At 73.1% G+C, this 15,334-nt stretch carries 13 protein-coding genes; 4 read left to right on the top strand and 9 right to left on the bottom strand.

What is annotated here, in order from left to right; all coding sequences use genetic code 11:
• Positions 1-133: 133 nt before the first annotated feature.
• Positions 134-1,510, top strand: a complete 1,377-nt coding sequence (locus tag ACLJQE_RS34635; protein ID WP_410643761.1) for an endo-1,4-beta-xylanase — start codon at positions 134-136, stop codon at positions 1,508-1,510.
• 61 nt (positions 1,511-1,571) lie between these two features.
• Here ACLJQE_RS34635 and ACLJQE_RS34640 read toward each other — a convergent pair whose 3' ends face one another.
• The 6 genes from ACLJQE_RS34640 to ACLJQE_RS34665 all read right to left on the bottom strand — a co-directional run bounded on the left by ACLJQE_RS34640 (position 1,572) and on the right by ACLJQE_RS34665 (position 7,499).
• Positions 1,572-1,946, bottom strand: a complete 375-nt coding sequence (locus ACLJQE_RS34640; RefSeq protein WP_410643762.1) for a peptidase inhibitor family I36 protein — start codon at positions 1,944-1,946, stop codon at positions 1,572-1,574.
• A gap of 13 nt (positions 1,947-1,959) precedes the next feature.
• Entirely contained in the window at positions 1,960-2,280 is a 321-nt protein-coding gene (locus ACLJQE_RS34645; protein WP_410643763.1) for a hypothetical protein, read from the bottom strand.
• Between the two features lie 184 nt (positions 2,281-2,464).
• Positions 2,465-4,468 carry a glycosyltransferase gene (locus tag ACLJQE_RS34650; protein WP_410643764.1) on the bottom strand — a complete coding sequence of 668 codons (2,004 nt, stop codon included), beginning with the start codon at positions 4,466-4,468 and terminating at the stop codon, positions 2,465-2,467.
• The gene (locus ACLJQE_RS34655) at positions 4,462-5,151 is read right to left on the bottom strand and encodes a DUF998 domain-containing protein (protein ID WP_410643765.1); all 690 of its coding nucleotides are present in this window, start codon (positions 5,149-5,151) and stop codon (positions 4,462-4,464) included. Before ACLJQE_RS34655 ends, ACLJQE_RS34650 begins: the two co-directional genes overlap by 7 nt.
• 192 nt (positions 5,152-5,343) lie before the next feature.
• Positions 5,344-6,813, bottom strand: coding sequence for a sensor histidine kinase (locus ACLJQE_RS34660; RefSeq protein ID WP_410643766.1), 1,470 nt, complete (start codon positions 6,811-6,813; stop codon positions 5,344-5,346).
• On the bottom strand, positions 6,810-7,499 hold the full coding sequence (locus ACLJQE_RS34665; protein WP_410643767.1) for a response regulator transcription factor: 690 nt from the start codon (positions 7,497-7,499) through the stop codon (positions 6,810-6,812). Before ACLJQE_RS34665 ends, ACLJQE_RS34660 begins: the two co-directional genes overlap by 4 nt.
• A gap of 121 nt (positions 7,500-7,620) precedes the next feature.
• On the opposite strand from ACLJQE_RS34665, the gene ACLJQE_RS34670 reads away from it, so the two are divergent.
• Complete coding sequence (locus tag ACLJQE_RS34670; protein WP_410643768.1) at positions 7,621-10,791, top strand: BTAD domain-containing putative transcriptional regulator; 3,171 nt, start codon at positions 7,621-7,623, stop codon at positions 10,789-10,791.
• A 22-nt stretch (positions 10,792-10,813) separates the two neighbouring features.
• On the opposite strand, the gene ACLJQE_RS34675 is transcribed toward ACLJQE_RS34670, so the two are convergent.
• Positions 10,814-11,260: a VOC family protein gene (locus ACLJQE_RS34675; protein ID WP_410643769.1), complete on the bottom strand. Its 447-nt coding sequence runs from the start codon at positions 11,258-11,260 to the stop codon at positions 10,814-10,816.
• Positions 11,261-11,507: 247 nt separating this feature from the next.
• Here ACLJQE_RS34675 and ACLJQE_RS34680 point away from each other — a divergent pair, with 247 nt between their 5' ends.
• Complete coding sequence (locus tag ACLJQE_RS34680) at positions 11,508-11,753, top strand: ATP F0F1 synthase subunit C (protein WP_086849931.1); 246 nt, start codon at positions 11,508-11,510, stop codon at positions 11,751-11,753.
• An 85-nt stretch (positions 11,754-11,838) separates the two neighbouring features.
• Here ACLJQE_RS34680 and ACLJQE_RS34685 read toward each other — a convergent pair whose 3' ends face one another.
• Together ACLJQE_RS34685 and ACLJQE_RS34690 are read right to left on the bottom strand one after the other, a co-directional pair.
• On the bottom strand, positions 11,839-13,281 hold the full coding sequence (locus ACLJQE_RS34685; protein WP_410643770.1) for a hypothetical protein: 1,443 nt from the start codon (positions 13,279-13,281) through the stop codon (positions 11,839-11,841).
• A gap of 74 nt (positions 13,282-13,355) precedes the next feature.
• Complete coding sequence (locus ACLJQE_RS34690; protein WP_410643771.1) at positions 13,356-14,192, bottom strand: PaaX family transcriptional regulator C-terminal domain-containing protein; 837 nt, start codon at positions 14,190-14,192, stop codon at positions 13,356-13,358.
• Positions 14,193-14,392: 200 nt separating this feature from the next.
• Here ACLJQE_RS34690 and ACLJQE_RS34695 point away from each other — a divergent pair, with 200 nt between their 5' ends.
• A complete protein-coding gene (locus tag ACLJQE_RS34695) occupies positions 14,393-15,331 on the top strand; it encodes an alpha/beta hydrolase family esterase (protein ID WP_410643772.1) in 939 nt (312 codons plus the stop codon).
• Positions 15,332-15,334: the final 3 nt, after the last annotated feature.

Below are 15,334 nucleotides of genomic sequence, written 5' to 3' on the forward strand. Positions count from 1 at the left end.
CCGGCGGGAACCCCCGCTCGCGGGTTCCAGGTAATTTTCACGGGTTCCGAAAGTCGGTCGAAACTTTTTGCGTGGTGCTCCGGCGGCGTGCTCTCCTGCTGGCAATGGGGGAACCTCACGAAGGAGACCACGGATGGCGGAAAGTTCGTCGGACCTGCGCCGCAGGCGCTGGTGGCGGTCGACGACCACGCGAGTGCTGGCGGGCGTGGCGAGTGTGGCCGCGACCGCAACCGTTCTGGTGGCCGCGCCCGGCGCGGACGCCGCGGCCAGCACACTGGGCGCCGCGGCCGCGCAGACCGGCCGGTACTTCGGCACGGCGATCGCCGGTGGCAGGCTGAGCAATTCCGCCTACACCACCATCGCGGCGCGCGAATTCAACATGGTGACGGCCGAGAACGAAATGAAGCCGGACGCGACCGAGCCCAACCAGAACCAGTTCAACTTCTCCGCGGGCGACCAGATCTACAACTGGGCGGTCAGCCGCGGGTTGAAGGTCCGCGGGCACACCCTCGCCTGGCACGCGCAGCAACCGGGCTGGATGCAGAACATGGGCGGCAGCGCCCTGCGCAGCGCGATGATCAACCACATCCAGAAGGTGATGGCCCACTACCAGGGGAAGCTCGCGCACTGGGACGTCGTCAACGAGGCGTTCAACGAAGACGGCAGCCGCCGGTCGTCGAACCTGCAGGGCACCGGGAACGACTGGATCGAGGTCGCGTTCCGGACCGCGCGGGCGGCCGACCCGTCGACCAAGCTCTGCTACAACGACTACAACATCGACAACTGGAACTACGGCAAGACCCAGGGCGTCTACCGCATGGTCCAGGACTTCAAGGCCCGCGGCGTGCCGATCGACTGCGTGGGCCTGCAGGCCCACTTCACCGGCGGCAGTTCGGTGCCGAGCAGCTTCCAGCAGACGATCTCCAGCTTCGCGGCGCTCGGCGTCGACGTGGCGCTCACCGAGGTCGACGTCACGAACTCGAACACCGGACAGTACGCGGCGCTGACCCAGGCGTGCATGAACGTCGCGCGCTGCATCGGCATCACCGTGTGGGGCGTGCGGGACAGCGATTCCTGGCGGGCCAGCGAGAACCCGCTGCTGTTCGACGGCAACGGCAACAAGAAGGCCGCCTACAACTCGGTGCTGAACGCCCTCAACGCCGGCGGCCCGACCACGACCCCGACCACCCCGACCGGGCCCACCACCCCGACGACACCGACCACGCCCACGACACCGGGCGGAGGTAGTTGCACCGCAACGCTTTCGGCCGGGCAGTCCTGGGGTGACCGGTACAACCTGAACGTCTCGGTCAGCGGCTCGTCCTCGTGGACGGTCACGATGAACGTGCCCAGCCCCGCGCGGATCAGCTCCACCTGGAACATCAGCGCCAGCTGGCCCAGCAGCCAGGTGCTGGTCGCGAAACCCAACGGCAGTGGCAACAACTGGGGTGTCACCGTCATGGCCAACGGGAACTGGAACTGGCCCCGCGTCAGTTGCAGCTCCTCCTGACCGGCGTGGGGTGGTGACTCGCCCGCGGAGCGCGAGCTCCGCGGGCGAGTCGTCCCGCGGATCAGCAGACGTGGATGCCGTCGGTGGTCCGGATCGGGAAGTTCACCACCGGGATGAACTCGGGTGCCCGGGACCGGTCGAGCACCTCCCAGCGGCCGGTGGCGGCGTTCCAGTTGTTGAACACCGTGGTCGCGCCGGGCGACTGGTTGTTCTTGAACGACCGGATCCGGTCACTCCAGCCCATGGCGCCGATGTTTTCCCAGCCGCACCGGATGAACTGCAGCTTGGCGCCGTTGTAGTTGAACCCCTCCCAGACGCACAGGTAGAGGTACGGGCAGTTCGCGTCCGCGCTCGCGGTGGCGGGCGCGGCGACGAACGAAGCCGCCAGGAACCCCGCGGCGACGAACGGTGCCGCGATCTTCCGGATGATCTTCATGATTCCCCCTGGTTCAGACGAAGCGGACCGAGATCGGGCCGCTGAAGTACCCGCTGCCCGCGTGGGCCCACGAAATGGCCGGGGCGTTGACGACCGGGCCGCCGATCGTGGTGCAGCCACGCTCGTTGCACGCGGTGCCGATCACGTGGTACCGGCCGGACCGGCAGGACACGCCGACCGACTTGCCGTCGCCGGGTCGGTACGTCGTGCATTCCGCGGCGACCGAGCCCGTCGCCGCGCCGGCGCTCGCCGGTGTCACGCTCCAGCCGATTCCGCTCGCGGCCCCGGCGAGCACGAGTGCTCCGGGCACGAGGGTCTTCCATCGGTTCCCCATTCGCTTCCCCTCCCGTTGACGCGGGGCCACCCGCCGGTGCGGGAGCCCGCGGCAACGACGGTAACCGGACGAACCGAGCGAATCCGGCTCGCGGCCGAGGCGCGGACGGGTCGCCGTGACCTGGGAATTCCGGCGGCCGTGAAACACCATGAGGGGTGGTGTCACCGGCACTTTTGCCGGTGCTTCACCGGCCCAGCGGCACGGCCGCCGGACGCGCCGCGACGTCGAGGTAGACCCCTTCGAAAGTGTCCAATGTGGAGTCCAGGTCGTGGGCGGCGATCAGCTCGAGACTGGCCTTGCCCATCGCCGTCCGGGCCGGCTCGTCGGTCAGGACGGTGGTGAGGCGCCCGGCCAGGTCCGCCACGTCACCGGGCCGGTAGAGCCAGCCGTTGTGGCCGGGCCGCACCAGGTGGGGCAGCGCCATCGCGTCCGCGGCCACGACCGGCTTGCCCGCGGCCATGGCCTCCATCGTCACCAGGCTCTGCAGCTCGGCAGTGCCCGGCATGCAGAACACGCTGCACCGCCGGTAGGCCCGGATCAGGTCGGCGTCCGGGACGAAGCCGTGGAAGGTCACCCGGTCCGCGAGGCCCAGCCGCGCGGCGAGCGCCTCCAGCCGGGCGCGTTCGCTGCCGTCACCGACGAGCTCGACGTGCACGTCCGGGGGCAGCGCGACGGCGGCTTGCAGGAGTTCGTGGACGTTCTTCTCCGCGTCCAGCCGGCCCACGAACAACACGGACCGCGCACCGGCGGGCCCGGCGGGCGGGCCGGCGTAGTGCGCGCGGTCGACGCCGCAGGAGATCGCCAGCACGGGCCGGTTCAGGCCGTGGCGTTCGAGCAGCCCGGCCGCCCGGGGCGTGGGGGTGGTGCAGACCGTCGCCCGGCCGAAGACCCGCACGAGATCGCGCCACGCCAGCCGGGTCAGCGGGCGGTGGGTCCAGCGCGGCAGCGGGCCGTAGCCCAGCAGGTTCTCCGGCATGAAGTGGTTGGTGGCGACCACGGGGACGCCGGCCGCGGTGGCGGCGCGGACCGCGCTGCGGCCGACGAGGAAGTGGGCCTGGGTGTGCACGACGTCGGGGTCGATCCCGGCGAGCAGCGCCGGCACGGCCTTGGCCGTGCGCCACGGCGGGCAGATCCGGAACGTCGGGTGGAACGGCGTGCGCACCGAACCGAGCCGGTGGATCGTCACCCCGGCCAGGGTTTCGGTGAACGTCTCACCGCCGGGCGACGGGCACAGGACGTGGACGTCGTGCCCGCGCGCGGCCAGCCCGGCCGCCAGCCGGCAGGCGAAGTTCGCGGCGCCGTTGACGTCGGGCGGGTAGGTGTCGGCGGTGATCGCGACGCGCAGCGGGCCCTCGCGCCGCGTCCGGCGTGCGGGTGCGGACGGTGCCGGCAGGGCGCGGGTGAGGAGCACGAGCCCGGCGACGGCGACCACCCCGGGCACGGCCAGTCCGGTCAGCTGCCCCGGCGTCAGCTCGCCGTAGGCGAAGACGCCGATGAGGACCGCGCTGAGCGGGTCGGCGATGGTGGTCGCGCCGGCCACGATCGGCGCGGGGCCGCTCGCGTAGGCCTGGTGCAGCAGCCACGCCCCGGCGAGGGTCGCCGCCCCGGCCTCGGCGACCACGACTGCGGTCAGGCCGCCGGGCAGCGGGGCCACGGCCGCGGCCCGGACCAGCGCCGAGGTGAACCCGAAGAGCACCGCCGTCGCCAGCGCGGACAGCAGGGACCGGGTCCGGCCGCGGGTGTACCGGGCGGCCGCGGCCAGCCCGGCCGCGCCGAGCAGAGCCCACTGCGCGGTCCCGAGGCCGGGTGCCGGCAGGGCGGCGTTCGCGGCCGTGGCGGACAACGCGACGAACCCGGCCAGCCCGGCGACGCTCATCGCGAGCGCGGCGAAGACGGTCCGCGTGAGCGCAGTGCGCGCCAGCAGGACCGTGAGCACGAGGGTGAGCACGCCGATCGGCTGCACCACGGCGAGCGGGGCCATGGTGAGCGCGAGGACGTGCAGGGCGGCGCCCAGCCCGGCGAGCCCCGTCCCGGCGTACCAGCCGGGCGTGCGCAGGACGGCCCGGATGCCCGGCAGCCGCAGCACCGGGCCGCTCGCCGCCCGGTGGACCGCACGGTGCTGGAGGTGGACGGTGCCGGCGAAGCAGCACGCGCCGGCGGCGGCGAGGCCGATGGCCAGGGTCAGCATGATTTCCTCCCGGAGCGCAGGACGGCGAGGGCAGGCCCGCCGAGCAGGACGAGGTAGGCGACGAACACGAGCCGCTCGGCGAGCCCTTGGAACAGCGGGCCGTCGAAGCCGCGCGACGGCGCGAGGAGCACCGGCAGCTGGCTCAGCAGGAAGACCGCGAGGGCGGCCCACGCCCAGCGGGTGTGCCGCCGGAGCCGGGCGGCGAGGCCGCGGTGCACCGGATGGCGCGCGGCGCCGCGGGCGAGGAGCCCGGCCGCGGCGGGCAGGCTGACGAACAACACGAGGCCCGCGTAGCGGTGCACTTCGGCGGAGAACGTCATCGGCGCGCCGGTGGGGATGGTGGGGAAGACCGCGCACAGCGCCAGCCCGGCACCCCAGCAGGCCGCCAGCGCGACCACGGGCCGCGTCACCGGCAGCCCGGCCCTGGCCAGCCCGGCCAGCAGGAAACCGGTGCCGGCGGCGAGCGTCAGCACGCTGACGGCGAACCCGACGGCCCCGGCGGAGAGGGCGTAGTCGCTGATCACCTGCCGGACCGGATCGACCTCGGCCGCCTGGGTGAGGTGCAGGACGAGAGCGGTGGCCACGGACAGGCCGAAGCACGCGATCGCGGCGGTGGCCCAGGGTCTGGCGTTGCCTTGCCGCGGGCCCGCGGGAGCGGGACGGAGGGTTTCGACGGAGGACACGACTCGAACTTCGTGTCCTCGGATGAAGGAAGGTTAAGAACCGCCGCGGAGCCGGTTAAGAAAGCGGAGCCGGTCAAGACGCAGAGTCGGTCAAGAAGTGGAGTCAGTCAACTACTGGAGTCGGCCAACAAGTGGAGCCGGTCCAGAAACGGAGCCGGCCAAGAAGCACAGTCGATCAAGAAGCGGAGCCGGTCAAGCGAAGCGGTCCGACGGCAGCCGCACCCGCAGCTGCGCGCCGCCGCCCGCGGCCGCCCCGGCCACCACGCTGCCCGAGTGCGTCTCGACGATCTGCGCCACGATGGCCAGCCCGAGCCCGGAACCGGGCATGGACCGGGCCGCGGTGGCCCGGTAGAAGCGCTCGAAGACCTTCGGCCGGTCCTGCTCGTCGATGCCGGGCCCCTCGTCGGTGACGGTCAGCTCGGTGTATCCGTCCGTTGTGGACAGATCGACCCGGACGGTGCCGCCCGGCGGGCTCCACTTCGCGGCGTTGTCGAGCAGGTTCAGCACGACCCGGGCCAGCCCGCCGGGCTGGCCGGTCAGGTTCGCTGGCGCGGCCGAGACGGCGAAGACGACCTGCGGCCAGCGGGCGCGGGCGCGGATGACGGCGCCGTGGACCACGTCGGCCAGGTCGAGGGGGCCGAACGGCTCGGGATCGGTGTTCTCCGCGGCCAGTTCGACCAGCTCGGTGGTGAGGGTGGTCAGCTCTTCGGCCTGGACGCCGAGATCCCGCAGCAGCCGGGCACGGTCGTCCGGGGCGAGGGACCGGCCGGAGCCGGCTTGCGCCTCGGCGTAGGTGAGCAGTTCGACGTTGGTGCGCAGGCTGGTCAGCGGCGTCCGCAGTTCGTGCCCGGCGTCCTGCACGAGCTGCTGCTGGGCGGCCTTCGACGCGGCGAGCGCGGTCAGCAGGTGGTTGACCGCGGTGGCGAGCCGGGCGATCTCGTCGCGCCCGGCCACCGGGATGGAGCTGCCCAGGTCCTGCGTCTCGGCCACCTTCTCGACGGCCCCGGTGAGCCGGTGGACCGGCCCCAGCCCCGCCCGCGCGACGCCCCAGCCGACCAGGCCCGCGAGGGCGGCGCCGGCCAGCCCGATCCAGGTGAGCAGGATGCGAAGGTCGTCGAGGGTCTCTTCGATGCCGATGACGCGGCTCGCGACCTGGATCGCGCCGCCGGGCCGCGGCGCGGTGCTCACGCGGTAGACGGTGTCGTCCCCCGGCCCGGCGTCGGCGAAGTCCTGGCCGCTCCCGCTCGCCGCGATCCGGACGGCCGGGGAGGTCGCCGGCCCCAGCCACGCCGCTCCCGCGGTGGCGGCCACCGGGTGCCCGCGCGGGTCGAGGAACCGGACGACCACGGGCGGCGGCGGCCCGGCCGTGCCGAGCAGCCGCTCGACTTCCCGCGGCGGGCCGTCGTCGTCATCCCAGTGGCTCGGCAGCGCGTCGGCGCTGTCCACGCCGCGCAGCGCTTCCTCGGGGGTCGTGGCCGATGCCGCTTCGGTGGTGTCGGCGCTCAGCCGGCGGTCCAGGTTCTCGTACATCCGGCCGTGCATCAGCCACCAGCCCGCGAGGGACACGACGACGACGGCGAGCGCGACGCCGAGCGTGGTGAGGACCGCGACCCGCGCGCGCAGGGTGAGCTTGCGCCGTCCCAGGCCGCGCAGCAGCCTCACAGGGGGTCCTCGCGCAGGACGTAGCCGACGCCGCGGACGGTGTGCAGCAGCCGCCCGCCGCCGCCGGCTTCCAGCTTCTTGCGCAGGTAGCCGAGGTAGACGTCGAGGCTGTTGGAGCTGCTGCCGAAGTCGAAGCCCCAGACGTGTTCGAACAGGACGGACCGGGTGAGCACCTGCCGCGGGTGGCGCAGGAAGAGCTCGAGGATGGCGAATTCGGTCCGCGTCAGCCGCACCGGACGGCCCGCGCGCAGGACTTCCCGCGTGGCCGGGTTGAGCGCGAGGTCGCCGAAGCACAGGTCGGCAGGCGACTCCGGGACGGCTTCGTACCGCGCGCGCCGCAGCAGGGCCCGCACCCGCGCGAGCAGCTCCTGCAGCGAGAACGGCTTGGCGAGGTAGTCGTCGGCCCCGGCGTCCAGGCCCGCCACCCGCGCGGTGACGTCACCGCGCGCGGTGAGCATCAGCACGGGCACGAGGTTCCCGCCGGCCCGCAGCCGCCGGCAGGTCTCCAGGCCGTCGAGCACGGGCATGGTGACGTCGAGGATGACCCCGTCGGGCTCCCGCTCGCGGATGACGTCGAGCGCGGCTTGGCCGTCCTTGGCGATCTCGACGGCATAGCCCTCGAACCGCAGGGTCCGCGAGAGGGAGTCACACACGGCGTCCTCGTCGTCGGCGATCACGATCAGCACCCCGCCGATTGTCCGAGACGAGGGGGAGCGGCGGCCAGGCGAGGTTTTAAGAAACGGCTAAGAACTCGCCCCGGCGCTCTGTCTCCCGCACGGGCGGCCCCGCGCTGGCAGAATCGGGTGCGTGGACACGGGCAGGGGAGGCCTTCCGCACACCGAGCACACCGAGCACGCCCGGCACGCCGCCGCGGCGGGGGAGCCGTTCTCGGCGCTGCTCCGGCGGCGCCGGGGTGAGCTGGGCATCACGCAGGCCGAACTCGCGCGGCGGGCCGGCGTCAGCGTCCGGGCCGTGCGTTACCTCGAGCAGGGCCGGACGCGGAATCCGCGGAAGGCGTCGATCCGGCAGCTGATCGCCGCGCTCGAACCGCAGCCGGGGGCGCCGTCCGGGGCCACCACCCGGGTCGGCGTCCTCGGGCCGCTGCTCGTCGAGGTCCGCGGCGAGCAGCGGCACCTCCCGGACACGCGGTGGGCCCGGTTGCTCGGCCTGCTGGCCCTGCAGCCGAACCGGCCGGTCGCGGTGGACGAGATCGTCGACGTCCTCTGGAGCGGCCGGCCGCCCCGGTCGCACCTCGACCTGATCGGTGGCTCGGTGCGCCGGTTGCGGGCGCTGCTGCACCCGCAGCTGCGGCTGGCCGCCACCGGGCGGGGCGGCTACCGGCTCGAGGGCACGGCCGAGCAGTTCGACGTCCTGCGGTTCGACGCCCGGCTCGGCGAAGCCGAATCCGCGGGTGACCGCGAAGGCGTCTTCCGGGCCCTGGACGAGGCGATGGCGTGCTGGCGCGGCCCGGTGCTCGCCGGCCACGACGCCGTGCACCAGCACGCCGTCGTGGCCGCCCTCTCCCGGCGGCGGCTGTCCGCCGCGCTCGCCCACGCCGACGCCGGGATCGCCCTGGGGCGGCACGACGAGGTCGTCGCGCGGCTGGAGACCGTGCGTGACGACGAACCGCTGCACGAGGGGCTGCACGCCCGGCTCATGGTCGCGCTCGCCGGCAGCGGGCGGCAGGCGGCCGCGCTCGCCCTGTTCGACGACCTGCACACCCGGCTGGCGACCGAACTCGGCATCGAACCCGGGCCGGAGGTCCGGGCGGCCCAGCTGCACGTCCTGCGCCAGGAGGTGCCCGCCGCGGCCCCGCCGTTCGGCAGCGGCAACTACCTCCCGCGCGACGTCGACCCCTTCGTCGGCCGCGTGGCCGAGACCGGCCGGCTGACCGCCGCCGCCGGCCGGGCCGCGGTGTTCGGCATCTGCGGAATGGCCGGCGTCGGCAAGACCGCGCTGGCCGTCCACCTCGGCCACCGGTTCGCCGGCCGGTTCCCGGACGGGCAGCTGTTCGCCGACCTGCACGCCCACGGCCCGGACGGCGCGCTGCCCCCCGAAGCCGCGCTCGACTCGCTGCTGCGCCAGCTCGGCGTGGACGGGGCCCGGATCCCCGACCGGCTGGACCAGCGGGCCGCGCTCTGGCGGTCCCTGCTGGCCGGCCGCACCGCGCTGGTGGTGCTGGACGACGCGGCCGACGCCGCCCAGGTGCGCCCGCTGCTGCCCGGCGGCCCCGGCTCGCTCGTGCTGATCACCAGCCGGGCCCGGCTGAGCAGCATCGACGCCGTGACGACGGTGTCGCTGGACGTGCTCGCCCCGGCCGAAGCCGCGCAGCTGCTCACCCGGGTGGCCGGGGCGGATCTCTCGTCCGGGGGGTCCGGGTGGGAGAGCCCCCGGCCCGGGGCGGAGCCCCGGTTCCACCACCGCCGCACCGAGCACGATCCCGCGGTCGCCGAGCTGGCCCGGCTGTGCGGCCACCTGCCGCTCGCGCTGCGCATCGCCGCCGCCCGGCTCCGCGACCGTCCGTTGTGGACGGTGGCGCACCTGGCCGGCCTGCTGCGCGACGAGCACCGGCGGCTGGCCGAGCTGAGCACCGGCGACCGCAGTGTCGGGGCGGCGTTCACCCTCTCCTACCGCCAGCTCACCGAGCCGCAGCAGCGGCTGTTCCGGCTGCTCGGCGAATTCCCCGGCACCGACTTCGACGCCGGCGCCGCCGCGGCGATCGCCGGCCGCGAACCCCGTGAGACCGAACGGCTCCTCGAGGAGCTCGTCGACGTCCACCTGCTGTCCCAGCCCGCGCTCGGGCGCTACCGGTTCCACGACCTGATCCGCGACCACGCCCGCGCCACCGGCCGGGCCGGTCCCGCCACGGCCCGGGAAGCGGCGGCGACCCGGATGTTCGACTACTACCTGCACGTCGCCGGGCGCGCGGCCGACGTGCTGGAGCCGACCAGGAAACGGTTCCGGCCGGCCGGGTCCCCGCCGTCGTGCGGACCGGAGTTCGGCACCGCGGCCGAGTCGCTCGCCTGGCTGGAGGCCGAGCGGGCGAACCTCGCCGCGGTCGCCGCGGCGGCGGCCGGCCGGGACCGGCCGCGGCACTGCTGGCAGCTCGTCCAGACGTTGTGGCGGTTCTACTTCGTCCGCGGGCACGTGCACGACTGGATCCGGACGCACCGGCTCGCCCTGAGCGTGGTCCGGGATCCGGTCGCGGAGGCGGAGCTGCGCAAGAACCTGGGGCTCGGCCAGTGGCGCAGCGGCGACTTCGCGGCGGCGATCGGCCAGCACCACCGCGCCCTCGCGCTCGACCGCGCGAACGACGACGAGTGGGGCCAGGCCAAGACGCACAACCACCTCGGGTTCATCCACGCCCGCGGCGGCAGCCACGACGAAGCGCTCGGCCACCACCGCCGGGCGGCCGAGCTGTACCGCACGGCCGGCGACCGGTGTGGCGAAGCACGCGCCCTGGTCGGCCTGGGTGACCTGCACTACCACGCCGGCCGCCTCGCGCAGGGCGCCGCGGACTTCCGGCGCGGCCTGGATCTCGCCCACGAGGTGGGCGACCGCTGGGGCGAAGCACTGGCCGCGATCGGGCTCGGCTTCACGGCCGCGCCCCGCCACGCCCGCGGCTACCTCGAACGCGGCCTGGAGCACGCCCGCGCGGCGGGGGACCGCTGGGCCGAAAGCCTGGCGTTGACCGGCCTGGGCATGGTCCACCACACCGAGGGCGGCCTGCCGGAGGCGGCGAACTGCCTGCGGCAAGCGGTCACGTTGGCCCAGAACGCCGGCGACCGGTGGTGGGAACGCAGGGCGACCACCGCGCTGGGGCGGGTGCATTCGGCGCTGGGCCGCGACGCCGAAGCCGCGGTGCTCCACCGGCGCGCGGTGCAGCTGGCGCGGGAACTGGGTGACGAAGCCGCGGAAGCCGAAGCGGCGGCCGCGTTGGCGGAGATGCCGGTGGCGCACGGGAGAATCCACGCCTAGAGCGTGGTGGGCCGATCGGACGTCAGTTCTTCTTCAGCTCCTCGGCGAGCATCACGAGGATGCCGCTGGGACCACGGACGTACGTGAGCTTGTAGACGTCCTCATAGGTGGCCACGCCGCGAAGCGGACGGCAACCGTGTTTCGCGGCTGTCTCAAGGGCTTTGTCGATGTCGCCGACCGAGAAGGCAACGCGGTGCATGCCGATCTCGTGGGGAAGAGTGGGCTTCGACTCGATCGCTTCGGGGTGGATGTACTCGAAGAGCTCGAGGCGGCCGTGACCGTCCGGCGTCTGGAGCATCGCCACCTTGGCGTGGTTGCCATCGAGGCCGACGGCCGTGTCGGTCCACTCGCCACTGACCGTGTCACGGCCGACGACCGTGAGGCCGAGGTCGGTGAAAAAGGAGATCGCTGCTTCGAGGTCGCGAACGGCGATGCCGACGTTCTCGAGTTTGATGGCCATGGGTGGCATGTTACCGGGTCCCAGGGGTGGCCATCCGGCCGCTTTCTTGGCGGCGGGCGCCGATTTCCCGTGATATCCTGGTGGTGATCGGACCACTCGTTACCGAGACTTCCGCCCGCCGGCGAGATCTGCCTCGATTCGACGATCTTCTCCGGTTTTCGAACTCTTCGTTCAGCCCTGATCCATGTCCGGTGTGACGCACGAGCCCGCTGTTCCACGCGAGCGTGCGCGTGGACCGATGTGAAGGGGAATGTCCATGAGTGACACAGTTCTGGCCCAGGCCGTCAACATCAACCCCGGCCTCGCCGCCATCGGGTACGGGCTGGGGGCAATCGGCCCGGGAATCGGCGTCGGCCTCATCTTCGCCGCCGTCATCAATGGGACCGCGCGTCAGCCGGAAGCCCGCGGAAAACTGCAGACGCTCGGCTATTCGACCTTCGTGCTGAGCGAAGTGCTCGCGTTGATCGGCGTCGTGGTGTATTTCATCGCCTCCAACCGGTGAACCCCGCCGCCCGCGCCGGCCGGGAAGCCCGGGCGCGGGCGGCGGTTCGCCAATTCGGGAGGAGCCGGCCCGGCCGGTTACCCGGCTAGCTCGACCGCATCAGGATGAAGTCGCCGTGGCCGCCGTAGCCGAGGACGTCTTCGGCGTACTGGGTGCCGTCGAACGTCGGGAGCCACCAGCGGTTGCCGATCCTCACCAGCATCGGGTGCGGGATGTTGGTGCCGTACGGTGCGTTCAGCGTGCCGAGCTTGCGCAAGCTCAAGTCGTACACCGGGTATTCGCGGGCGTCGCCGTCGCTGGCGAACAGGTACCAGCGGCCGCCCACCCGCTGTAGGATCGTGCCCTCGGTCTGGTCGACCGACCGGTCGGCGCCCAGCAGCGTCAGCCCTTGGTCGTAGTCCGCGCCGCGCGGGGCGGCCGCCAGGGCCGGGTGGAACACGAACGCCGGTTGCTGGGCGGGGCTTTCGACGAACGCGATGTGCCAGCGGCCGTCGATCTTCGTCAGGGCCGGGTCCCACGAACTGACCGTCGTCGGCAGCGGCAGCTGCTCGGTGGGCAGGACGTGCACGCCCGACAGGACATTCGCGCGGGTGACCGTGTGGCGCACGTGGACGCCGTTGAACGCGAAGTCGCCCCAAGAGCTCATCAGCAGGATGAAGCGGTCGCCGTCACGGATGATCTGGCCGGCGTGGTCGCCGAGCACGACGCCGTCGCGCGCGAAGAACAGCGTCGCCACCTGCTCCAGCTTCGTCGGGTCGGCCAGGTCGAGCGTCCACACCGCCCAGTGCGCCTGCTGGAAGAACCCCAGACCGGCGTTGGTCATCGTCAGGTAGAGCTTGCCGTGGCGGATGTAGGGCCGGCCGTCGGCGTACTGCACGACGTGGGGGTCGCGGACGCCGGCCTGGCCGAAGTACCCGGCCCGGACCCGGCCCAGCCGCGCCGGCCCGCGGGTGCCGTAGGCGTAGCCCAGCCGGCCCAGCACGGCCGGGTCGCGCAGGTCGATCCGCGCCCGGACCTGGTCGCGCTCGGTCAGCAGCGGCCGCCAGCCGGTGCCCTGGTCGGCCAGGACCGTGACCGCGTTTTCGTTGACCACCACGGCGAAGCCGAACGGCGCCCGCAGGTCCGCCGGGGCGGTCTTGACCACGGTGGTGCCGCCGGCCGTGGTGAGCTCGATGCCCGCCCGGCCCGCCGCGGCGTCGTAGGTGCCGAGCACCGAAGTCCCAGCCCCGGCCAGTCCGGCGACGACGGGCGCGCCGTCGTCGCGCACCTCCACGGTCACCGTCCCGTACGGTGCCTTCGGCCGGATGCCGGTCCGGACGAGCGCGCCGGGGCGGGCGGGGGCGTCGAGCTCGACGAAGTTCGGGGCGATCAGGTCGAACGGCCGGAACTGCTCCGCGACGGAGAACTTCAGGTCCAGCGGGCTCGGGCCGGCCGCCTCGGCGGTGCCGCCGAACAGGCTCGCGGTCACGCCGGTCACGCCCAGGGCGGTGAGGGCACGCAGCACGTCACGTCGATCGAAGTCGGTCACCGTCGACCTCCGGGGTGGGGAGCGGGACCCCCAGTTTGCAACGTGGCATGCAACGTGGCAACCGCCGTCGGGCGTCATTCCTCGACGAGGCTCTCCAGGAGCCCGCCCGCCAGCTCCTCGGCCGGGCGCATCCACTGCTGACGCCGGGAGCGGAACAGCGCCGCGGCGCGCGTGCCCGGCCAGTCCGACGGCAGCAGGGCCGGCGGCAGGACCGGGTCGCGGCGGATCAGCAGGAGCCATTCCGCGCCCAGCCGGATGCGGCAGGCCAGTTCGTCGCCGGGCTCGCCGGGCGCGTTGCCGCTCCAGCGGCGGAGGAACTGCTCGTAGCCGGCCGCGATCCGGGGCAGGTCCCAGGCTTCGCGGGCGATCCGCGCGGGGTCGGTCCACATGAACGGTTCCGCGCGGAACACCTCGGCGTGGTCGAGCAGGTCGAGTTCGGCCAGTGCCGGCGCGATGTCGGCGGCGGACGCCGAGACCCACAGCCCGCTGCGCAGCGGGCCGAACCCGAACCAGCCCAGCCGGGTGCGCAGGGCGTACCGGTCCGCGCGGCGGCTTTCCGGCACCGAGAAGGTCAGCAGCGTCCACCGGCCGTCCCAGTGCCGGTCGACGACGTCGCCGTCGAGCCTGCGCTGCCCGTCGCGCAGCACGGCGGTGCCGTGCGCGGTCAGGCCCAGGAACGCCTGCCGCCCCCGGCGGACGGTGTGCAGCAGGTCGCGGCGGCTCATCCGGCTCAGCGTGGCCCGCGTCGCGTGTTCGCCGACACCGAGGCGGTCGAGCGCGGCGATGACCCCGCCGGTCGACACGGCGATCCCGCGGTCCAGCACGTGGTCGCCGAACAGCGTGAGCAGCAGGGCCTCCGGCCGCACGCCCGGCGCGCCCTCGTCCTCCGCCCAGCCGGCCGCTTCGAGCATGCGCCACCTCCGGCGTCCAACTTACCGCGCCGGATTGTTCGCTGTTCTGACGACGATCTTCAGTCATTTGTCCGGCGTTTCGAGAACATCGCCGAGTTCGAAACTTTCGGTCCGGGGAAATGCTCGATGAATTGTTGACGGTCGTCGGTGCTCTGCCTAATCTCAAGGCGCGAGGGGGGATCGCCGACCGGAGGTCACCGATGAGTGGATTCAGAACGGCGTTCGTGACCATGGCCAGCGCCCTGCTGATGGCCGTCACCACCGCCGTGGTCCCGGCCCCGGCGTCGGCCGCTTCGCTGGTGGAAGTGACCGGCTTCGGGAACAACCCGGGCGGGATGCGCATGCATGTCTACGTGCCCGACGCGCGGCCCGCCAACCCCGCGATCGTGGTCGCGATGCACGGGTGCGGCGGCTCGGGACCCGGGTTTTATTCCGGCAGCGAATTCGCCTCGCTGGCCGACCGGTACGGGTTCCTCGTGATCTACCCCAGCGCCCAGCAGCAGGCCGGGTTCGGCAAGTGCTTCGACACCTGGTCGGACGCGGCGAAGCGCCGGGGCGGCGGCAGCGACCCGGTGTCGATCGTGTCGATGGTGACCTACGCCCAGCAGCGCTACGGCGGCGACCCGAACCGCGTCTTCGCCACCGGCTCGTCGTCCGGCGGCATGATGACCAACGAGATGCTCGCGCTCTACCCGGACGTGTTCAAGGCGGGCGCGGCGTTCATGGGCGTGCCGTTCAACTGCTTCGCGAACGCCGCGGACTTCCCGCCGTGGTCGAGCAAGTGCACGGGCAGCGGCGGCGCGAACCGCACGCCCCAGCAGTGGGGTGACGCGGTCCGCCAGGCCTACCCCGGCTACACCGGTGCCCGCCCGCGCGTCCAGCTGTGGCACGGCACCGCCGACACGCTGGTGCCGTATTCGCTGCTGCAGGAGGAAATCGAGCAGTGGACCAACGTGTTCGGCCTGAGCCAGACGCCGACGTCCACCGACACCCCGCAGGCCAACTGGAACCGCCGCCGCTACGCCGACAGCGCCGGCGCGGTCCGGGTCGAGGCCTACAGCATCCAGGGTGCCGGGCACAGCCTGCCGTCGTCCGGCATGGCCGCGGCCGCCGTCGCCTTCTTCGGGCTGGGCGGGTGAGCG

It is taken from the genome of Amycolatopsis sp. lyj-346, from assembly GCF_046548975.1.
Lineage (GTDB): Bacteria > Actinomycetota > Actinomycetes > Mycobacteriales > Pseudonocardiaceae > Amycolatopsis.